Here is a 21,572-nt window from a genome sequence, read left to right as displayed (position 1 = left end):
AAATAGATGAGAGGAAACAAATGGCAAAGTATACATTATTAAAACAGGAGGGGACAGCCCGGCGGGGGCAGTTCGAGACGGTACACGGGACGATTCAGACCCCGGCGTTTATGAATGTGGGCACCGCGGCCGCCATCAAGGGGGGAGTCTCTTCCTACGATCTGGTGGACCTCAAATGCCAGGTGGAGCTGTGCAACACCTACCATCTGCACCTGCGGCCGGGCGACGACCTGATCCATGAGCTCGGTGGCCTGTACAAATTCATGGGTTGGCGCGGCCCCATCCTCACCGACAGCGGCGGCTTTCAGGTGTTCTCGCTGGCACAGCTGCGCACGATAAAGGAAGAAGGCGTCACCTTCAACTCCCATATCGACGGCAAGCGTATCTTTATGGGGCCAGAGCAGAGTATGCAGATTCAGTCCCACCTGGCGTCGACCATCGCCATGGCCTTCGACGAGTGCATCGAGAACCCGGCCACGCGCGAATACACCCGCCAGTCGATCGACCGCACCACCCGCTGGCTGGTGCGCTGCCAGAAGGAGATGAACCGCCTCAACTCGCTGGAGAGCACCATCAACCGCGATCAGTTGCTGTTCGGCATCAACCAGGGCAGCACCTTCCACGACCTGCGCATCGAGCATATGAAGCAGATCGCCGATCTCGGCCTCGATGGCTACGCGATCGGCGGGCTGGCTGTGGGGGACACCGCCGAGGAGATGTACGGCGTCATCGAGGCGATCGAGCCGCATATGCCCGCGGATAAAATCCGTTATCTGATGGGAGTGGGCACCCCGGTCAACATCATCGAGGCGGTCTACCGCGGGGTCGATCTGTTCGACTGCGTGATGCCCAGCCGCAACGCGCGCCACGGGCATCTGTTCACCTGGAGCGGCATTCGCAACATCCTGAACGAGAAGTATGCCCGCGACGACGCCCCGCTCGACGATCAGTGCGGTTGCCCCTGCTGCCAGCGGCATTCGCGCGCCTATCTGCGCCACCTGTTCAAGGCGGGGGAGATACTGGGGATGCGGCTCGCCGTGCAGCACAACCTGTATTTTTACAATACCCTGATGGAAAAAATTCGCGAGGCCCTGGATGCGGGGCGGTTCGAGCAGTTCCGTGCCCAGATGCTGCCCATTCTGGGAAGGCGCGTCTGATATTTCACCGCTTGTTTACAAATAGAGGCTTAGAACCGCTTGCAACCGCATGGAATTCGCGCTATAATATTTTATACTGTGTATTCGGCGGCGGAATTTTCCGCCATTGGAAATTGAAAAGTAATCGGAGGTAAATTGGTATGTCATTTGCAAATTTGCTGGATACCGCTGCGTCGGGCGCAGATCAGGCCGCGCAGGGCGGTATAGCACCGTATTCTTCGCTCATTATGTTGGTGTTGATGTTTGTGGTCTTTTACTTCATCCTGATTCGTCCACAGAAAAAGCGCGAGAAGGAAACCGCAAAGATGAGAAGCAATTTGGAGATCGGCGATGAGGTCGTCACCATCGGCGGTATTGTGGGCATCGTGGTCAGCCTGAAGGAGGATACTGTCGTCATCGAGACCGGTTCTGACCGCAGCAAAATCCGCTTCCTGCGCGCTGCGATCCAGCAGAACAACACGCCGCACGAGGATTTGACCCCGGTGAAATCCACCGAGGAAAGCAGCAGCAAATAAACGAGCCTGAAAACACCGGGAGGAAGCCCGCGCGGATTTGCGCTGGTTCCGCCCGGTTTTTTTCGACTGTTCCCCTGCGGGAATAAACAGGGCCGCGCCTGAATATCCTTTTGGTGTGGAGACCCGGTTCGCCGGGGACAATTCCGGCTGTTTGGAAGCCGCGCACAGCCGGAGAACCGACTCAAATGATACGCCGTCGCGCGGCGGCAGAATGGGGCTTTGCAATGAAACAGAGCAAATCCAGACACGAAATGGATGGAACCATGAAATACTTGAAGCCAATTCTGGTTGGAACCGCGGTGGGCGCTGTAGCCATCACCGTGGTGCTGATGGTGCTCTCGTTGCTGCTTTCGCTGCAAAACATTCCGCAGATGCTGATCACCCCGATGGTGTTGGTCGCCTTGGGCGTCGGCGCGTTTTTGGGCGGAAATTTCGCCGCCAAGCTCACGAGGGAAAAAGGGCTACTGGTGGGCCTGTGCTGCGGCGCGCTGCTGTTTTTGGCGCTTTGGCTGTTCGGTCAGGCGATCCATGGCGGCGGTTTCGGCGCCATCGGCATCGTGAAGCTGGCGGTTGCGCTGGGTCTTTCCGCATTGGGCGGCGTTATGGGAGTCAATGCAAAAAAACGCAGGAAATAATTGAATACAGCGGCAGATTATGCTATAATATGAGTACATTCGATGATTTGGGAGGATAGATTGATGAATCACGTCAAGACATTGAACAAAGCGAACCTGAAAGAGTCCGCGGTCAAGGGTGGTTGCGGCGAATGCCAGGCTTCCTGCCAGTCCGCCTGCAAAACGTCCTGCACGGTCGCGAACCAGAAATGTGAGAACAAAAATCGCTGAGGTCCGACTGCCCGGCGGTGATGGCGCGGCGAAAAGGCGCGCCGGATGAGAAGAAGGGATAGCGGTGAGAGGACGCGATGGCATCGGGCCGCGCGCCGTGCTCCCCGGCTGTCCCTTTCTTTTGGTCAAAACTTCAAAAAGATGGAGAATCACCTATGATACATAAATTTTACCAGAACGGATACCACATTGTTCTGGATGTGAACAGCGGCGCGGTGCATGTGGTGGACCGCCTGATCTACGACATGCTCGACCTCGTTGAACTTCCACTGGCACAGGACTGCCCGGAGGAGCTTCTGGAGCGCTTTGCGGGCGAATATTCCCGCGAAGAGATCGCCGAGGCGTACGGGGAGATTTCCGCACTCTGCGACGCGGGCCAGTTGTTCACCGCCGACGAATACGAGCAGTTTGCCAACCTGATGGTATCCGCTCCGATCAAGGCGATGTGCCTGCATGTGGCGCACGACTGCAACCTGCGCTGCAAATATTGCTTTGCGTCCACGGGCGAATACGGCGAGGGCAGGGGCCGCAAGCTGATGCCGGTTGAGATCGGCAAAAAGGCGATCGACTTCCTGATCGAGCAGAGCTACGGGCGCAAGAATCTGGAGCTCGACTTCTTCGGCGGCGAGCCGCTGATGAACTTTGAGATGGTCAAGGAGACGGTGCGCTACGCGCGCGAGCGGGAAAAGGAGACCGGCAAGAACTTCCGCTTCACCATCACCACCAACGGAATGCTGCTGGACGACGACAAGATCGATTTCATCAACCGAGAGATGTCCAACGTCGTCCTGTCGGTGGACGGCCGCCCGGAGGTCAACGACCGGATGCGCCCCACCCCCAACGGCAAGGGTTGTTACGACATCATCATGCCAAAGTTTAAGCGCCTGGTGGAGAAGCGCGGCCAGGATCAGTACTATGTGCGCGGGACCTTCACCAAATACAATCTCGACTTCGGCAACGACGTGCTGCACTTTGCGGACGAGGGCTTCGACCAGATCTCGGTGGAGCCGGTGGTGTCCCCGGCCGATCAGCCGTATGCGCTCACACCGGCCGATCTGCCTGCGATCTACGCGGAATACGAACGGCTCGCAAAGCTGATTATTGAGCGGAAAAAGGCGGGCAAAGGGTTCAACTTTTTCCACTTCATGCTCGATCTCGACCAAGGCCCCTGCGCCATCAAGCGTCTGCGCGGCTGCGGCTGCGGCAACGAATATGTCGCGGTCACCCCGGACGGGGACATCTATCCCTGCCACCAATTTGTGGGGCAGGAGGAGTGGAAGATGGGAAGCCTGCTGGACGGTTCCCTCGACCTCAAGATGAAGGACCGCTTTGCCAAGGCGAATGTCTATGCCAAGGAGGATTGCCGCAACTGTTGGGCAAAATTCTATTGCAGCGGCGGCTGCAACGCGAACAGCGCCCAATACGAGGGCGATATCCTCAAGCCGCATAAAATTTCCTGCGATACTGAGAAAAAGCGCCTGGAATGCGCCATCATGATCCGCGCAGCCATGGCCGATACAGAAGAAGAATAGAAAGAGTCCCCGTCTCCCGGCGCAGTTTGGCGCGGTGAAACGGGGGCTTTGTGTTATTCTTCGCCAGGGGCCGGCATCCCGGCGGTTTCTCCGGCCGGCTGATGTCCGGCGACATACAGCTTGGATGCCTTTTGAATCTCCGGAAGCGCCTGCTGTAAATCGTCCATACAGCGCATCAGCTTGTTGTGCAGGCGCCGCTCCGCCGCGTTGGAGAGGATGACCGTAACCACCGAAACGATGGTGGAGACCAGGACGACGGCGACGGACATCCGGCCCAACCCTATTTTGGAGCCTTTGCGTTTCATTGCGCAGCCCACCTTCCCAAATTGTTTTCTCCAGTATAGCGCATTTGGCGCGGCTATACAATCGCCCGGACACATATTTCCTCGCTTTTTTTCATATCTATTGGCAAAGTGAACTGCAAAGGAATGATCAAGAATGGGGACAATCCGGGTAAGCTCGCCCACTATGCGCATGATGCTGCGCTATTTTCACGCCTACCGGCAGATTTTTCTCTACGCCGTGCTGTTTCTGGCCGGGATATTGACGGGGGCGCTGTTTTTGAAGTCAGCCGATACGCAGACCCTGCAAAGCCTTTCGACGCTGATAGGGCACTTTGCAGTGCGGCGCGGCGAACAGAATATCCTCACCACCTTTGTTTCATCGTTTACATCCACCGCCCTGATGCTCGCCATCCTGTTTGTGTGCGGTTTTTGCGCTGTGGCCCAGCCGGTGATCGTGCTGCTGCCCTTCTTCCGGGGGCTCGGCTTCGGATATCAGGCGGGCTATCTCTACGCGCAGAACGGGTTTCTCGGGGTGGGCTATGTGGCGCTGGTGCTGCTGCCCAATATGCTGCTTTCCACGCTGATTTTGATTTACGGCTGCGGCGAGGCGTTTTCCATGTCCACCGCTTATTACCGCAGCACCAAACAGGAGGGCGGTTCGCACCTGATCCAGCCGAAGGCATACTGCGTCAAATTCATGCTGCTGCTGTTTTTGTCGCTGGCCTCCGCCCTGATCGATGCGCTGTGCAACGCGCTGTTCAGCGGCCTGTTTCCCATGATCTGACGAAAAATATCCCCGGCTGAAACCGCACTGCGCGGCCAGCCGGGGATTTCTCTTGTTACAGCGGGATGCGGTCGAAGCAGTTGCCCGAGAGAACCAGCACATCCCCCTCCAGAATGGGGGTGGAGCCCTTGGGGACGATCACCTCGTTGCCGCGTTTGATCATCACCACCAGGATTTCCTCCGGAATGCCCGCATCCATCACGTTTTTGCCCGCCCAGGGGTTGCCGGGTCCCACGGTCAGTTCCAGCAGGTTGGTGAGCGCTTCGTCCTGATAATCGTTGAAGGTTTTGAACACCGATCCCTCCGGCTCGACCAGGTGCAGTTTTTTGGCCACAGTGGGGATGAGCGAGCCTTGAAGGGTGACCGAAAAGAGCGCGACCAGGAACACGATATGAAAGATGTCGTTGTTGACCAGCGCCCCGGAGTTGACTGCAAAGATGGCGAACACGATGGAGGCTGCGCCGCGCAGGCCCACCCAGGAAACCAGCAACTGCGCTTTGAACGGCACCTTGAACCACGAGAGGATCGAGAAGGTGGCGGCGGGCCGGGCTACGAACATCATAAACAGCGAGATCAGGATGCCGGGCACCAACACATTGTGCAGCTGTGAGGGGAAGGAAAGCAACCCCAGGGTGAAAAACAGAAGAATTTGCATCAGCCAGGAGATGCCGTCGTAGAAGTGTACCAGGCTGCGCTTGTGCAGGATGCGGCTGTTGCCCAGGATGATGCCGATGAGGTAGACGCACAGATAGCCGTTGCCGCCCACCGATTCGCTGGCCGCGTAGCCGAGCATCACCACAGCCATCACCAGGATGGGGTAGAGTCCGTCGATTTCCAGGTCGATGCGGCGCAGGGCGAAGGCGGTGATCTTAGCCAGTACCACGCCGATGATGAGTCCGTAAAACACCTGCCCAAACAGCATCATCGGAAGGGAACCGCTGTTTTGTCCAGTCATCAGCGAGATCACGATGATGGTACACATGTAAGCGAATGGGTCGTTGCTGCCGCTCTCGATCTCCAAAAGTGAGGCAAGTCCCCCCTTGAGGTTGAGTTTACGCGAGCGCAGCACTGAAAAGACCGACGCGGCGTCGGTGGAGGCCAATACCGAGCCGATCAACAGGCCCTCGAGCAGGGATGTTTTCAGCACGAGCTGGCAAAACAGGCCGGTGAGCAGCGCGGTCAGCCAGACGCCAACGGTGGAAAGCAGCACGGCGCGGACAGCCACCGGCCGTGCAGCCTCCCAATTGGTTCCAAATCCGCCGTAAAACATGATGAAGATGAGGCCTACAGAGCAGATCTGGCTGGCCAGTTCAAAGCTGTCAAACTGGATGCCCACCAGCCCGTCCGAGCCGAACAGCATACCCAGCAGCAAAAAGAGCAGCAGGGCGGGTACTCCAAACCGGTAGAAGATTTTACTTGACGCGATGGCGAGCAGAAGGATCAGCGAACCGATCATGAGAAGTTGCAGCATTGCATTTCTCCTTTCCGTATTATTTTATCTTATTATTATAGTACCATCGCGCGGTGCGTCTGGCAATTCCGAAAGTCGTTAAGATTTCTTTATGTGCTGTGCCGGTCCCTGAAAACCGATCAAAAAGACGGCGCACATCAGCAGCAGACTGGCTGAACCGCCGAGCGGGCCCGCGGTGACCTGCGCCGGATGGGAGAGGCCGCTCCAAACCGTCAGAGCTTGCGGGAACAGCCGGAGCAACAGGCAGAACAGCCCCAGCGTGACCGCCGCGTGAACCGGTCGAGAGATCAGAAAGGGCCTGGTGTCGATCCCGCTGCCGTGAACCGCGGCCAACACCTGAAAGATCACCGACAGCCCTGAAAAGGAGAGCAGCGCGGCGGCGGCGAGCAGCCCGGCGTGGCCGTGCGCAGCGAGCGCCCGGCACCCGGTGGTAACCTCCAAAACGCCGAAAAAAGCCGATTCCAGAAAGCCCGCATCTAGCGCGGGGAACCACTGGGTCAGCAGTTGTCCGGCCGTCTCAACCGCGCCTGAAGCGGAGAGCAGCGCAGTGATAGCGGAAAACAGCACCACAAATGCACAGATGTTGATCATGCCGCTGCATCCGTCGGTGACCGACTGTACAAAGCAGACGCTGTAAGGGCGGAATCCCTCCCGCGCGCCGCCGCTGTCCTCGCCCTGCCTCCGGGCGAACAGGCCCATCGCAAGGCCGATGAGCAGCGACGAGCCCACCTGCGCTGCGAGCAGCAGGGCGCCCAACTGGAGGGAACCGAACATCCCCACGCCCACTGCGCAGAGCAAAAAGGGCGGGCCTGCATTGACGCAAAAGCAGAGCAGGCGGGACGCATCCCGCTGGGAGATGCGGCGCTGACTCACCATGACCGACAGGGTGCGCGCGCCCACGGGATAGCCGCCGATCAGCCCCATGAGCAGGGGGGAGGCGGCCTGTGTCGGCAGGCGCAGCAGCTTGGTGAGGGGCAACAGGACCTGGTTGAGCACCACCGAGGCCCGGCTGGTGGCCAGAAATCCCGCCAGCACCATAAAGGGGAACAGCGACGGGATGACCACATCGGCGCACAGGCGCAGCCCCTCACGCACACCCTCTCCGGCCACCTGCGCACCGCGCAGCAGCGCCACGGCCAAAAGGGCGCATCCGCCGGTCAGCAGAAGCGCGCCCAGACGGCCATGTTCCTTGGTTTTTTCCAATCGCATGTGATCACCCTCCTGCTATCAGAATATGAGCGTGGGAGGTTGTCTTATTTGAAAACTTTCGGGGTGTGCGGATAAACCGGTCGGGGTCGCGTCCTATCCGCCGCATTTGCCGCATATGTATGAATACTACAAGATTTTGCAGACAGAAAGGACGAACCGTATGAGAAAAAAGCGGAACAGGGCGCAGGAGCCCGAAGCGGAAAAGCCGTCGCTTCTGGCGCGCGCCTTTGATATGCCTGAGGGAGTCTTTTCCGATTTTTCACAGATATCGCTCTCCAGCAACCGCGAGGCGGTGGTGGAGGGATGCGGCGGCGTGTTGGAGTATGATTCCAGCCTGATCCGGCTGAACCTCAACCAGATGATGGTGCAGTTCACAGGGCGCAATCTCGAGATCAAGTGCATGACGGGTGAGAGCGTGATTGTGCAGGGGTTCATCTTGGGCATCGAATTTATCGTGTGAGGGGAAGTTTGCATTGTTTATCGTCAAGCTGCTGCGCTATTTCAAGGGATATGTCCGGTTCACCGCCACCGGCGTGTTTTTGGAGCGGTTTCTCAACATGGTGGTGCGCAAGGGGGTCAACATCTGGGATGTGCACCGGCGCGAGACTACGTTGACCGCCTGTACCGATGTGCGCTCCTACAAGAGCCTGCGTCCCTATGCCAAAAAGACCGGGGTGCGGCTGCGGGTGCGCGAACGCCACGGCGCGCCCTTCAAGGTCAAGCGCTACCACCGGCGGGTTGGCCTGCTGGCGGGCGTGGTGTTTTTCCTGTTGTTCCTGTGTGTGATGGGCCAGTTTATCTGGCGCATCGAGGTGGTGGGCAACGAGGAGGTTCCGACTGAGCAGATCCTTTCAACCTTGGACGAATTGGGGCTCAAAACCGGTACCTTCCGGGGCAAGATCGACGTGCGGGAGACCGAGCGGTCCGCCCTGCTGCGCATCCAGCAGCTTTCTTGGATTGCGGTGAACATCGACGGCAGCACCGCGACGGTCGAGGTGCGCGAGCGGGTGATGGCGCCTGAGATGTTCCCCGACCACGACGTGCCCTGCAATGTGGTGGCCAAGCGCACCGGACTGATTACCTACATGGAGGTGTACGAGGGGCAGAGCGTGCTCCGGGTCGGCGACACAGTCAAAGAGGGCGATGTGATCGTCAGCGGCATCATCGAGGACAAAAAGGGGCAGGCTACTTATAAGCACGCACGAGCCAAGATCATCGCACAGACCGATTACGAGATCACAATCGAACAGCCAATGGTGAAGGAGATCAAAACGCCGACCGGCAAGGTGAGCCACCGGCGCTATCTGCGGATGTTCGGTGTCGATCTGCCGTTGTTCATCTATCACCCCTACAAGGTGGCATACGATTTGCAGCGTGAGACCGTCCCGCTTTCCCTATTCGGCATCCCGCTCCCTATGACGCTGATCGACGAAACTTACAATTTTTATGTGATGGAACAGGAGCCTTTGACCGAGGAACAGGCGCTCATTGAGGCACAAAAAACACTGGAGGAACGGGAAAAGGAGGAGCTGGAGGGCGCTGAAATCGTTGAACGGGAGATAGAAGGACAGATTTTGGACAATTGCTATAAATTATCGACGAAATATCTGTGCAATATTGATATCGCAAAAGAACAAGAAATTTTAATAAATCAATAGAACTTTAGACATAAAAATGCTATAATATGTGTTGTATAGCAAAAAGTACAAAATTTTTATTAAATTTTGTGGATAAACAAGAAAAAGGATTTGGAATGTATGATCGAACAATTCGTCGATGTCGACCGGATGGAGCACACGCTGGAGCTGTTTGGCAGCTTCGATGAAAACATCCGGATTTTGGAGCAGGAGTACCACGTCGATATCATCAACCGTGGCACCCAGGTAAAGGTGAGCGGCGAACCGGAGGGGGTAGCGGCGGCGCAGCGGGCCATCCGCAGCCTGCTGGAGCTGCTCAACAAAGGGGAAGCGCTCACCAGCCAGAATGTGCGCTATATCATCGACCTGGTGGCGGAGGGCAACGAGGGGCAGGTGGCCAATCTGGCCGACGACCTCGTGTGCATCACCGCCAAGGGCAGGCCGATCAAGGCCAAAACGTTGGGTCAGAAGCACTATGTGGAGGCCATTCGCAAGAACACCATCACCCTGGGGGTGGGGCCGGCCGGCACCGGCAAGACCTACCTCGCGGTGGCCATGGCGGTCAAGGCGTTCCGCGCGAATGAGATCAATAAGATCATTTTAACCCGCCCGGCGGTGGAGGCCGGTGAAAAATTGGGCTTCCTGCCGGGCGACCTGCAAAACAAGGTGGACCCGTACCTGCGGCCGCTGTACGACGCTCTGTTCGACATGCTGGGCGCGGACCACTACCAAAAGTATGTGGAGCGCGGCAACATCGAGGTGGCGCCGCTCGCGTATATGCGCGGGCGCACCCTGGATGACAGCTTTATCATTTTGGACGAGGCGCAGAACACCACCCCAGAGCAGATGAAAATGTTTTTGACCCGTCTCGGGTTCAACTCCAAGGCGATCATCACGGGCGACGTCACCCAAATCGACCTGCCGGACAGCCGGAAATCCGGATTGGTTGAGGCGACAAAAATCCTGAAAAACATCGATGATATCGCCATCATCCGTTTCACCGAGAAGGATGTGGTGCGTCACCGTCTGGTGCAACAGATCATCAAGGCCTATGAAAAATATTATGAGGAGGGAAAAAGGTTTCGATAACCTGCAATTATCGGGGCCAAGCCTATGGATAGTGTTAAAGTGTACATCACCAACCGCCAGAAAGAAGTCAAAATCCCCACCGGCACCCGCCTGCTGATCCGCCGCTGCTGCCATGCGGTGCTGGATTTGGAGGGCATGACCGGGTCCGCTGAGGTGAGCGTCAGCTTCCTCAACAACAAGCAGATTCGGGAGCTCAACGCGGAATACCGCAACATCGACCGCGAAACCGACGTGCTCTCCTTCCCGATGGGGGAGAACGGCGTATTCGATACCAACCAGGAGACCGGCGCGGCCATTCTGGGCGACATCGCCATTTCAGTGGAGAAGGCGGTGGAGCAGGCCAAGAATTACGGCCATTCCTTCAGCCGCGAGATCGGGTTTCTCACGGTGCATTCGATGCTGCATCTGCTGGGCTACGACCACGAGCAGGGCGGCCTGGAGGCGGTGCGGATGCGCGAGAAGGAAGAAGAGGTGCTCTCCCGGTTGGGCCTACAGCGGGACGCCAGCTATGTGATGGGGAATGAGTAACCAGGTAAAAAGCCTGATTGCGAGCTTTCGCTACGCGGCCCGCGGGGTGGCCTACTGCGTCAACAATGAGCGCAATATGCGCATCCACCTTGTCACCGCGGCTTATATCGTGGTGTTCAGCCGGTTTTACGACCTGTCGGTGGCGCAGTTTGCATTGATGATCTGCGCCATCGCCCTGGTCGTTGCCATGGAGATGGTGAATACCGCTGTGGAGGTTTTGGTGAATCTGGAATCCCCCGCTTATAACAGCCTCGCCCGCATCGCCAAGGACGTCGCGGCCGGGGCGGTGTTGGTCTGCGCCATTTTTGCGCTGGTCATCGGCCTCTTGCTGTTCTGGCGGCCGGCAGTGCTTTTGAAGATTGGACAGACCCTGTGCGCCAATCCGGTGTGGGGCGGATTGTTTCTGTTTTCCATCCCGCTCGCGCTGGCGTTTATCTTTATCGGACCGGTCCGCATTTGGCGCTGGTTGGCCCGGCAAAAAAGCGAACGATAGGGGGCGCGCCATGAGGCTCGACATCCACACCGCAAAAAGGGAAGAGGCTGCGGCGATCAGCCGCATCTATGCTGCGAGCTGGAGACAGGCTTACCGGGGAATGGTGCCGCAGCATTATTTGGACGAGCTGCCGGACAGCCATTGGACAGAGGCCCTGGGGCGTTGGATCGACGACCCGGAGGTTTCGGTCGCGGCGGCTTACTTGGACGGCACTCCGGTGGGCGGCGTGGTTTACCGCGTCTCCCAGAGGCGGGAGTTGCCCGGGTGTCTGGTGTCGGCCGCGGCACAGGTGCTGGACGGCTGGGGCGAGGTGGTCTCGCTCTATGTGCGTCCCGATGCGTGGCGGCGCGGCTGCGGCGGGGCGATGCTGCGCCACGCGGCGGCTGAGCTGAGCGCCGCCAGCTGTGAAGGGGGCTTTCTTTGGGTGCTGCGGGAGAACCTCCCCGCGCGCCGGTTTTATGAGAGCAACGGCTGGTCGGATGACGGGGCGACCTGTACAGTGGAGCTGGCCGGCGTCCCCTTGACCGATCTGCGCTACCGGCAAAATTGGAAATAAGGGTGGATATAGAATCAAGATGGAGAAGAGTTATTCGGGATTTGTCGCGATCGTGGGGCGGCCCAACGTCGGCAAATCCAGCCTGATGAATCGCTTTGTGGGGGAAAAGGTGGCGATCGTGTCCCCCAAACCGCAGACTACGCGCAACAAGATCATCGGTATTGTGACGCGGGGCGGCGTGCAGTTGGTGTTTATCGATACGCCGGGTATGCACAAGCCCCGCACCAAGCTGTCGGAGTATATGGTCAAGCAGGTGAACGAGTCGGTCGCGGATGTGGATATCGGCGTACTGGTCACCGAACCCACCGGCGAGATCACCCGCGCGGAGCACGACCTGGTGGCTCGCCTCAAATCCGCAAAGGTTCCAGTGATCCTGGTGATCAACAAGATCGACCTGCTCGCACAAAAGGAACAGATGATGGCCAAAATCGCCGCATTTTCGCAGGAGATGGACTTTGAGGCGATCATCCCGGTTTCTGCGCGCACCGGAGAAGGGGTCGATATCCTGCTCGATAAGATCGAGAGTTATGCGCCGGAGGGTCCGCACTTTTTCGACGACGACGCGATGACCGACCAGCCGGAGCGGGTGATCGTCTCGGAGATCATCCGCGAGAAGGTGCTCGGCAACATGCAGGATGAAATCCCCCACGGGGTCGCGGTGGTGATCGAAAATATGAAGGAACGGACCAATGCTGAGGGTGAGGAGCTCGCGGATATCGACGCGACCATTTATTGCGAGCGGGACAGCCACAAGGGGATGCTGATCGGCAAGGGCGGCGCGATGCTCAAAAAAATTGGCACCCAGGCCCGTGTGGACGCCGAACGGTTCCTCGGCATCAAGCTCAATCTGCGCCTGTGGGTAAAGGTAAGGGACTGGCGCAACAATGAGGTTCAAATTCGCAACATGGGTTACAAATAATCAGTCATAACAGGACGACTATTGGCGAAAGACGCGCCCTTCCCCCAAAACAGTGAAAAAGCTGTTTGGCGGGTGGGGCGCGTCTTTACTCATTTATCATCACAAAAAATTTGACAAAAATTTATGCAAAAAACCTATTGATTTTTTGGGACAATATATATATATATATATATATACGTTTTTGAAAAAATTTGTGCACGAGCACGAAATAAATAATATTCTGTATGAAAAAAGTGATTTTGGTTTATTTAATACAAGCTGTTTAGTGTTTTTTATTTAATATTTTGTGCTCGGGCACAAAGCGAGATTGGAGGGGAACTGACATAGGAAAGAACACCAGACAGGGAAACTTTAAGGAGGAGGTGGCAGAAAAAGCAAAAGAATGGTCGGTTCCGCTGGTAGTATCGGCATGGGATCGGTTTTTGGCTGTTTTTGGCAGACAGTGAGGTAAGAAAAGCTCAGAGATGTTAAAAAATTAGGAAAGAGGAGGTCAACTGAATGTCAATAAAAAAGAGGCTATTGTCCATTGTTTTGGCGGCTTCCATGGTATTTGGGACTGCACCCGGCGGTGCTTTAGTTGCATCCGCGGCTGAAAATGACAGCTTTCTTGTCTTCAGCGACACCAGCAACAACAGGTACCTGACAACAGTGGATTCCAACGCGTTCAACGTCATCATGTACAACAATACGTTCTCTGGAACGTTCGGCGACCAGCACATGGGCGGTATTGAGCTGTCCCTGCACGGTTCCCGCATCGCCACAAACGGCGACATCCATCTGCTGCCCACCCCCGAGCAGTGGGATGCCACCCCGGCCCCGTCGAGAGGCACCAAACAATATGACGACGAAACCAATACCATCACGGTGCCGATGACCTTCAACGGCAGCCCGGACGGTAAACTTGGGTATGATCTGGTTGCCACCCCAACCGAAGACGGTGTGCAGCTCAAGGTCGTACTGACCACGGATATCCCGGCGGATCTGGTCGGCAAGGCGAGGTTCAACCTGGAATTCATCCCCTCTAAATACCAAAGCAAGAGCTTCCAGGCCGACGGCGACGACGACGGCGAATACGACACCTTCGGCGTGTTCCCGCTGCATCCCCAGGATGATATGGAAGACTCCGAGCGTGCAGACCTGCCCTCGCAGGCGTGGTATGTGCAGGATTGGAACGAGGACAGGGGCGACGCGCAGCCGCTCCCGTTTGCAACCGGTTATGAGTTCTCGTTCGCCCCTGAAGATGAGTATTACAACATCAACATCGAATCGAACTCCGGCGAGCTGGAGCTGTTCGACGGCCGCAACAGGGGCCAGAACGGCTGGTATGTGCTCAGCAACCTGATCACATCGGGCAAGGCTGGCGACACCATCGTCGAATGGAACATCCGCCCGAACGTCAAGGAGGGCTGGGTCCGCGAGCCTGTTGTCGGCTTCAGCCAGGCGGGTTATTCCCCCTACCAGGAAAAATTCGCGGTAATGGAGCTCGATAAGTGGGACAACGATTACCCGACCACCGCTTCCCTGGTACAGGTCCACGCGGATGGCACCAAAGAAGTGGTACATACGGGTTCCCTCACCGAGCCGGTTAACTGGCAGCGCTTTAAATATGCGCGGTATGACTTCACCGATTATACCACAGCCGGTATGTACGTCATCCGCTACGGCGATCAGGAGACCGAAGTGTTCCCGATCGGCAAGGATGTCTACGACAAGTCCTGGCAGTCTGCGCTGAGCGGCTTCCTCGCGGTCCAGATGGATCACATTGAGGTCCGCGAAGGCTACCGCATCTGGCACGGCGCTCCGCATATGGACGACGCCAGCATCGGCCCCCTAGGTGTGTCTTGGTTTGACGGTATGAGTATGCCCGGAAGCATGCCCGCCTCCATTGCCGAAAGAGGCATCGAACCCGGGGAGCATATTCCTGGCCTGAACGTGGGCGGATGGTTTGACGCGGGCGACTTCGATATTCAAACCAATAGAAACATCGAAGTTCTCGAAGACCTTATCTATGCGGCCGAGGCGTTTGACAACATGGAAGGCCACGATACCCTCACCGTCGAGTGGGACGACAAAACCGGCGGTACCGTTGAGATGCACCGTCCGGATGGCATCCCCGATGTCATCCAGCAGATTGCGCACGGTTCCAAACAGATTTTGGCGCAGTATGAGAACCTGGGCGGCGTAGGCGGCACCATGGAAGTGCGTACTCTCAGACAGTACACGCACCTGGGCGATCCCTCCTCCGACACCGACGGTTACATCTACGACCCCGATCTGGATGAAAATGAGATTATCGAGCGCGACGGCGTCGTCTACTCGGGCAAGCCGGACGACCGCTATCTCCTGCTTTCGGGCGGCGGCGGCAGCTTCACCAGCAATCTCACCGGCAACAATACCGCCAACTTTGCGGGCGCGGCTTACCTGCTCAAGGATTACTACCCTGAACTGGCGGAGCGCTGCAAGAAGGCCGTGCTGGAAATTTGGGAGAAAGAGCGCTCCAACCAGGAGCCCAATCTGAACACCGAGTGGAACACCCTGGTTCAGTTGATGCTGATGACCAAGGCGTACGGCATGGAGAAAGAATACGAATCCTTCAAGGCCCGTCTGACCGACTTGGTGGATCAGGCCGTCACTCCCAACAACATGTCCTCGAGATACAACGCTATGTTCATCATGGATCTCATGGACGATGCCTACAAAGCGAAGGTTGAAGACGCTGTCACTCAGTACGCGGCTTCGGTCAACTACGACACCCCGTACGGCGTACAGTGGACCACCGGCTCCGGCTGGGGCGGCAGTCCCAACATCATCTCGCTGGGTCAGCGTATGGGCATCATGTACAAGTTCTTCCCCGAAGTGGAGAACCTGAAGCTCTACACGCTGCGCGCTGTGGATTACATCCTGGGCCGTCACCCCGCCAACAACACCTCCTGGTTGACCGGCGTGGGCACCAAGTCCCATCAGCATCCCTACAACAGCAACCGCGGCGACGAGAGCTACATCCCCGGTTCTATCCTGCCCGGCCACATCACCTTTAACCCGGACTATGTGGAATCTCTGGATGATTTCAGCTTCCTGTGGTTCGAAAATGAGTCGATCATCAACTATCAGTCGCAGTGGATTTCCGCCGGTATGGCTGCCAGCCTGATTGCACAGGCCGAGCAGGAGCCTGAGCAGGCTGAGACCAAGGATTTCTACAACGACTTTATGATGAACATCAAAAAGGTAGGCGACGACGGATATCTGGAGACCAACGGTTTCAACGTGTTTATGTACAGCACCACGTTTGACCGCACCTTTGGCGATCAGCACTGCGCGGGTATCGAGCTGATTCAGAACGGCCGCCGCATTGCTACCAACGGTGATATCCACCTGCTGCCCACCCCCGAGCAGTGGGATGCTACTCCCGCTCCCGTGCGTAACAGCCGCACCTTTGATGAAGCAACAGATACCATCACGGTCGATATGACCTTCCCCGAGGAGTCCACAACGGGAAATCCCGCGGTGGATTATGAGCTGATTGCTGAGCCGGAAGCGGGCGGCGTCAAGCTGACCGTCAAGCTCGACAAACCGCTTCCCGAGGATCTGGTCGGTAAGGCGGGCTTCAACCTGGAGTTCATTCCCTCCGCATTCATCGGCAAGAGCTTCCAGGCCGATTCCGACGGCGACGGCAAATACGACAGCTATGGCGTGTTCCCGCTCGTACCCGAGGACGACATGGTGGATATGGAGAGAGCCAGAACCGGCGATCAGCTCTGGTATGTAAAAGACTGGAACGAGGATCGCGGCGATGCGCAGCCTCTGCCCTTTGCCACCGGTAAGAAGATGACCTTTGCCGCGGAGGACGACGAGAACCGCATCCGCATCACGTCTGATAGCGGTGACCTGATGCTGTTCGACGGACGCAACCGCGCACAGAACGGCTGGTTTGTCCTGCGCACCCTCATCCCCGAGGATGCAACCGAAATCGTGTGGCACATCAGCCCCGATGTTGAGGACGATTGGACCCGCGAGCCCAACATTGGCCACAACCAAGCCGGTTACGAGCCCGCACTGTCCAAAGTGGCCACAATCGAGCTCGATCCCGAGTTTGTCGGCCCTGACACAGCTTCTGTTGAGCGCCTGAACGACGACGGCACCTACACTGAGGTGTTCTCCGGCAAACTCGGCGAGGCGTCCACCTGGCTGAGATACAATTACAGAGACTTCGATTTCTCTGAAGTTACGGAACCCGGTATGTACGTCATCGACTACGCGGGCACCCGCACCGAGCCCTTCCCGATTGCCAAGGGCGTCTATTCCAACACCTGGCAGCAATCCCTGAGCAACTATCTGGCCGTTCAGATGGATCATATGAAGGTTCGTGAGGGCTACAAGATTTGGCATGCGCCCTCCCATATGGACGACGCGCTCCAGGCTCCTGCAAACATGAAGTGGTTCGACGGCTGGAGCATGGGCGACACCATTGAATCCGGCTATGAGCCCTACGAGCACATCCCCGGCCTGAATGTCGGCGGATGGTACGATGCTGGCGACTTCGACATTCAGACCTCCAGAAACCTGGGCGTGATCCTGGATCTGGCGCTGGCTTACAACGAGTACGGCGTGGACTACGATACCCTGGCGGTTGATTGGGACGCGCGCGATGTGGAACTGCATCGTCCGGATGGCATCCCCGATATTCAACAGCAGGTCAAGCAGGGCGTCCTGCAAATTCTGGGCCAGCTTGAAAATGTCGGTTTTGTGTTCCCGGTTCTGGAGGTTCCTTCGCTGCGTCAGTACACCCACCTGGGCGACGGCTCCAAGGACACCGACAACAAGTTTTATGATTCCAGCCTTGCTGAGGATGAGGTCGACGGCCTGCGATCCGGCAAGATGGACGACAGATTGGCGTTTGCAGGCACCAAAAACAGCAGACTCCAGCTCAGCGCCGCCGCTTCACTGGCAGCTGCCTCTAAGGCGCTCAGAGGCTTTGACGACGAGCTAGCGGATACCTGCCTGGATACCGCAATCGCTGTTTGGAACGAAGAAGATCACACCACTGGCGCCAACGACTGGGCTGCCGCTGTGGAGCTGACCATTGCAACCGATGGCGAGCAGGTTTATAAAGACCGTGTTCTCGCTTTGATGGATTCCGTGATGGTAATCGAGCCCGCCGGATGGTTTTCTCCCTCGTTTGGCAGCAATGGCTGGATGGCTGCCAGATTGATTCCGTACATGGATGAAGCTTTTGCAGAGCGTGTAAAGGCTGCTGCTGCGGAATATACCAAGTATTTCGACGGCACTGTGGAGAACAATCCGTTCGGCGTATCCGATACCCGCGGCATGTGGGGCGGCTCGACCAACGTTGTTTCGATGGGCGTGACCATGTCCATGCTCCACAAGTACTTCCCGGATGTTGTCAGCTCGGAATACACCTTCCGCGTGATGGACTACATCCTTGGTAAACACGCTTACAACGATACTTCCTGGCTGTCCGGCGTCGGCACCAAGTCTGTGGAAGTTGCCTACGGCAGCAACCGCGCCGACAGATACTACATCGCCGGCGGCATCGTTCCTGGTTATGTCAACATCAGCCCGGACTTCCCCGAAGCGCTTGATGACTTCGGCTTCCTGTGGTTCGAGAGCGAATATGTCATCGATACCGCAGCCAAGTGGATTGTCCTCGCCAACGGCGCTTCCAAGTTTGCTTCGGACGACGTGGAGTACGATGTTGACTTTGGCGACAAGATCTCCGTTGAAGTTATCAACAACAAGGCCGAGGGCATCGCGGGTCGTGCGACCCTGGAAATCTACGCCAACGATGGCACTCTGGCTACGAGCGAGTCCCTCCAGTTCGATCTTCCGAAGTTCAGCAGATGGAAAGAGAGCTTTCAGACTGATCTGAGCCAGTATCCGTTGGAGGACTATTCTTATCAGGTATCCTTTAAGGATGAAAACGATCAGCTTCTTTGTGAACCGTTTGAAAAGAATTATGATATGTCCAAGCCCAGACTGACCTCCCTGTTGATCGACGGCGCTCCTTTGGAGGGATTCGATGCGAACACCTTTGCCTACCATCTGTGCTTCAGCGAGGCCAGCGATGCGGCGCCGCAGATCTCGGCCACCGCTTCCGATAAACTTCAGGTGAGCATCGAGCAGGCCGAGGGCATTCCGGGTGTCGCGACCGCCACAGTATCCTCCGATACGACCAATGTGACCTACAGCGTGTACTTTGAGGTCACCCCGTTGTCTGACTCCTTCGTGGACGGCACCATGGACGACCTGTGGACCATCCACAACGAGGATCCCGAACAGTATTCGCTCGTCAGAGGCGTCGGACTGAGACTGCCCACTCTGCAGGGTGACATCTACAGCACCAACCGCAACTGGAACAACGCATTTACCCGTCCCGCTGGCGGCGACTGGGAAATTGTCAGCAAGGTCTTCTATGACACCAACGTGCCTCTGGCCACCTACCAGCAGATTATGATGATGGTATGGCAGGATGAGGACAACTATGTCAAGCTAAACTGCCAGCCCGGCGGCTGGGGCGGCGGCATCAACACGCAGATCAGTGTTGAGAGCGGCGGTTCCTCCGGAGCCAGCAGCAGTGTTGGTATGCAGCCCGACGAGGATGGCACCATTACGCTGTACTATAAGATCACCAAGAACGGCAACAACTACACCGGTGCCTTCTCCAAAGACGGTATCAACTACACCACCGTTGGCACCGTGACTGCTGCGCTGAGCAATCCACAGATCGGTTTGTTCGCGACCAAGAACAGCAACAATCCTGTCATCGATACTTACTGCGAGTATCTCACGGTGACTCAGCTCAACGGCGAAGAGGTCATTTCGTACGAGGATATGCTCAAGAATGCGTTTGACAATGCGTCGAATGTTATCTTTGAGGACTTCCCGACTGCCATCACCGAAGATATCGACTTCAATGCTATCTCCGCGCCGCATGGCTATAAGATTTCTGCTGTTTCCAGCAATCCCGATGTAATCACCAATGAAGGCGCGATTGCAGGCAAGGGTGAAGCTGATCTGGAGGTCACTGTGACCTATGGCGACCTCACTGTCAGCCGCACCATCGCAGTCTCTGTGGGCGGCGAGGCTCCCGATTATGGTGTATCTGAGACCAGCCTGAAGATGAAGAAGGGCGAGACCGGGACCTTCGACGTGACGATGGGCTCTGAAGCGGTGAAAGCCGACATCGAAGTCGCTGATGAGGCGGTCGCCTCCGTCGACCTTGCAAGCGTCGAAGAAGACGCAACTGTTACAGTTTCCGCGCAGAGTGAGGGTGAGACGGAGATCACAGTGACTTGGTACGGCGAGGATGACGTTGTGTTGGGTTCCAAGACCGTTTCGGTGGTCGTCACCGATCAGTCCTTGCCGGAGCCGGACTATGACGTATCTACAACCAGCCTGAAAATTGAAAAAGGCGAGACCGAGACCTTTGATGTGACGATGGGTTCCGAGGCGGTGAAAGCCGACATCGAAGTTGCCGATGAAGAGGTTGTCTCGGTGAATCCTGCAAGCGTCGAAGAAGACGCGGCCGTTGCAGTTTCCGCGCTGAGTGAGGGTGAGACGGAGATCACAGTGACCTGGTACGGCGAGGATGACGTTGTGTTAGGTTCCAAGACCATTTCGGTAGTCGTTACCGAGAAGTCCAAACCCAGCAAACCGTCCGGAAATGGTTCCTCCGCGAAAAATGATGATGACAACGAGCGTTGGGACAATGTAAAGGATAAGATCGCAGGAGCATCCGATGGGGATTCCATCAGCGCTACGCTGGAAGACGGCAAGATGGTTTCCGCAGTTGTGATCGATGTGCTCAAAGGCAAGAACGTCAACCTCGTAATCACAGTGAAGGACAAAGAAGTTGTCCTCAACGGCACCAACCTTAAGGGTTACAACGCGGCGGCAGTTTATTACACGGCGGATGAGATCATCGCTATGGCTGCGCCTGCCGTGGAGCTCCCCGCAGACAACGGCAAAGGAAACGAGAGTGTCAATCCGGAAACAGGTGGAGAGGTAGCTCCAGTAGGACAGGAGATTCCGACAGCTACTATTCCGGTTGAATCGACAGTTCCTGAAGCTCCCAAAGCAGCCGTTCTGGTTGCCCCCGAGGCGACGATTCCGATGGAACCCGTGGTACCCGAGGCTCCCGCAGTGATCGAGCCCACGGTCCCGGCTGAGCCGGAAGCCCCTGCGGCGCAGGTTGCGCCCGCGGTGGGCACCGAAACCGGCATGCCGATTTGGGCAATCGTGGTGATTGTCCTCGCAGCGGCGGCTGCCATCGGCGGCGTGTCCCTGATTGTAATTCGCAAAAAGCACAATAATTAACCTTCTCCTTTCTTTTTTATAGTTGGTTCCGGAGGCGCAAATTATCTGCGCCTCCGGAACCGCTCTATAGGGGAAACCATAGCAATTTATAATTGTGCAGTTGGGCAACCCCTTTTTGTCCATTGAAAATAGTTGGCTGAGCCAGCGCTTTTCAATAGACAAAAAGCAACGCCAACCATGGTTGGCGTTGCTTCTGATGCACTTTTTTAGATGTTGTCA

General features: G+C 56.8%; 17 protein-coding genes. 14 read left to right on the top strand and 3 right to left on the bottom strand.

The genetic code is table 11. The features are described 5' to 3' along the window. The first annotated feature begins 20 nt into the window (after nucleotides 1–20). The 5 genes from tgt to scfB all read left to right on the top strand — a co-directional run bounded on the left by tgt (nucleotide 21) and on the right by scfB (nucleotide 4,049). The gene (gene tgt, locus H8711_RS01375) at nucleotides 21–1,157 is read left to right on the top strand and encodes a tRNA guanosine(34) transglycosylase Tgt (protein WP_249281739.1); all 1,137 of its coding nucleotides are present in this window, start codon (nucleotides 21–23) and stop codon (nucleotides 1,155–1,157) included. 140 nt (nucleotides 1,158–1,297) lie between these two features. Beyond that, the gene (gene yajC, locus H8711_RS01370) at nucleotides 1,298–1,672 is read left to right on the top strand and encodes a preprotein translocase subunit YajC (protein WP_249281738.1); all 375 of its coding nucleotides are present in this window, start codon (nucleotides 1,298–1,300) and stop codon (nucleotides 1,670–1,672) included. Between the two features lie 224 nt (nucleotides 1,673–1,896). Then, on the top strand, nucleotides 1,897–2,307 hold the full coding sequence (locus H8711_RS01365; protein ID WP_249281737.1) for a TIGR04086 family membrane protein: 411 nt from the start codon (nucleotides 1,897–1,899) through the stop codon (nucleotides 2,305–2,307). Nucleotides 2,308–2,370: 63 nt separating this feature from the next. Continuing rightward, complete coding sequence (gene scfA, locus H8711_RS01360; RefSeq protein ID WP_249281736.1) at nucleotides 2,371–2,517, top strand: six-cysteine ranthipeptide SCIFF; 147 nt, start codon at nucleotides 2,371–2,373, stop codon at nucleotides 2,515–2,517. A 155-nt stretch (nucleotides 2,518–2,672) separates the two neighbouring features. Next, a complete protein-coding gene (scfB, locus tag H8711_RS01355; RefSeq protein ID WP_249281735.1) occupies nucleotides 2,673–4,049 on the top strand; it encodes a thioether cross-link-forming SCIFF peptide maturase in 1,377 nt (458 codons plus the stop codon). 53 nt (nucleotides 4,050–4,102) lie between these two features. Here the strand turns inward: scfB and H8711_RS01350 are convergent, their stop codons facing one another. Beyond that, nucleotides 4,103–4,354 carry a basic helix-loop-helix domain-containing protein gene (locus H8711_RS01350; protein ID WP_249281734.1) on the bottom strand — a complete coding sequence of 84 codons (252 nt, stop codon included), beginning with the start codon at nucleotides 4,352–4,354 and terminating at the stop codon, nucleotides 4,103–4,105. Between the two features lie 133 nt (nucleotides 4,355–4,487). On the opposite strand from H8711_RS01350, the gene H8711_RS01345 reads away from it, so the two are divergent. Continuing rightward, complete coding sequence (locus H8711_RS01345; protein WP_249281733.1) at nucleotides 4,488–5,117, top strand: stage II sporulation protein M; 630 nt, start codon at nucleotides 4,488–4,490, stop codon at nucleotides 5,115–5,117. 55 nt (nucleotides 5,118–5,172) lie between these two features. Here H8711_RS01345 and H8711_RS01340 read toward each other — a convergent pair whose 3' ends face one another. Together H8711_RS01340 and H8711_RS01335 are read right to left on the bottom strand one after the other, a co-directional pair. Next, nucleotides 5,173–6,588: a potassium/proton antiporter gene (locus tag H8711_RS01340; RefSeq protein WP_249281732.1), complete on the bottom strand. Its 1,416-nt coding sequence runs from the start codon at nucleotides 6,586–6,588 to the stop codon at nucleotides 5,173–5,175. A 78-nt stretch (nucleotides 6,589–6,666) separates the two neighbouring features. Continuing rightward, nucleotides 6,667–7,797, bottom strand: coding sequence for a hypothetical protein (locus tag H8711_RS01335; protein ID WP_249281731.1), 1,131 nt, complete (start codon nucleotides 7,795–7,797; stop codon nucleotides 6,667–6,669). Between the two features lie 160 nt (nucleotides 7,798–7,957). Between H8711_RS01335 and H8711_RS01330 the strand changes: the two genes are divergently transcribed. From H8711_RS01330 to H8711_RS01295, 8 genes are all read left to right on the top strand, one after another. Further along, a complete protein-coding gene (locus H8711_RS01330) occupies nucleotides 7,958–8,257 on the top strand; it encodes a YabP/YqfC family sporulation protein (protein WP_249281730.1) in 300 nt (99 codons plus the stop codon). Between the two features lie 13 nt (nucleotides 8,258–8,270). After that, a complete protein-coding gene (gene yqfD / locus H8711_RS01325; protein ID WP_249281729.1) occupies nucleotides 8,271–9,455 on the top strand; it encodes a sporulation protein YqfD in 1,185 nt (394 codons plus the stop codon). Nucleotides 9,456–9,554: 99 nt separating this feature from the next. After that, nucleotides 9,555–10,523, top strand: a complete 969-nt coding sequence (locus tag H8711_RS01320; RefSeq protein ID WP_249281728.1) for a PhoH family protein — start codon at nucleotides 9,555–9,557, stop codon at nucleotides 10,521–10,523. Between the two features lie 24 nt (nucleotides 10,524–10,547). Beyond that, complete coding sequence (ybeY, locus tag H8711_RS01315) at nucleotides 10,548–11,051, top strand: rRNA maturation RNase YbeY (RefSeq protein WP_249281727.1); 504 nt, start codon at nucleotides 10,548–10,550, stop codon at nucleotides 11,049–11,051. Continuing rightward, nucleotides 11,044–11,544, top strand: a complete 501-nt coding sequence (locus H8711_RS01310) for a diacylglycerol kinase family protein (RefSeq protein WP_249281726.1) — start codon at nucleotides 11,044–11,046, stop codon at nucleotides 11,542–11,544. The genes ybeY and H8711_RS01310 overlap by 8 nt, the downstream gene beginning before the upstream one ends. A gap of 10 nt (nucleotides 11,545–11,554) precedes the next feature. Then, on the top strand, nucleotides 11,555–12,100 hold the full coding sequence (locus H8711_RS01305) for a GNAT family N-acetyltransferase (RefSeq protein WP_249281725.1): 546 nt from the start codon (nucleotides 11,555–11,557) through the stop codon (nucleotides 12,098–12,100). A gap of 19 nt (nucleotides 12,101–12,119) precedes the next feature. Then, nucleotides 12,120–13,019: a GTPase Era gene (gene era / locus H8711_RS01300; RefSeq protein WP_249281724.1), complete on the top strand. Its 900-nt coding sequence runs from the start codon at nucleotides 12,120–12,122 to the stop codon at nucleotides 13,017–13,019. 498 nt (nucleotides 13,020–13,517) lie between these two features. Then, nucleotides 13,518–21,353 carry a glycoside hydrolase family 9 protein gene (locus tag H8711_RS01295; RefSeq protein WP_249281723.1) on the top strand — a complete coding sequence of 2,612 codons (7,836 nt, stop codon included), beginning with the start codon at nucleotides 13,518–13,520 and terminating at the stop codon, nucleotides 21,351–21,353. Nucleotides 21,354–21,572: the final 219 nt, after the last annotated feature.

The sequence above is a fragment of the Ligaoa zhengdingensis genome (assembly GCF_014384885.1).
Classification (GTDB): domain Bacteria; phylum Bacillota; class Clostridia; order Oscillospirales; family Ruminococcaceae; genus Ligaoa; species Ligaoa zhengdingensis.
This window is presented reverse-complemented; position numbering and strand designations above follow the sequence as displayed.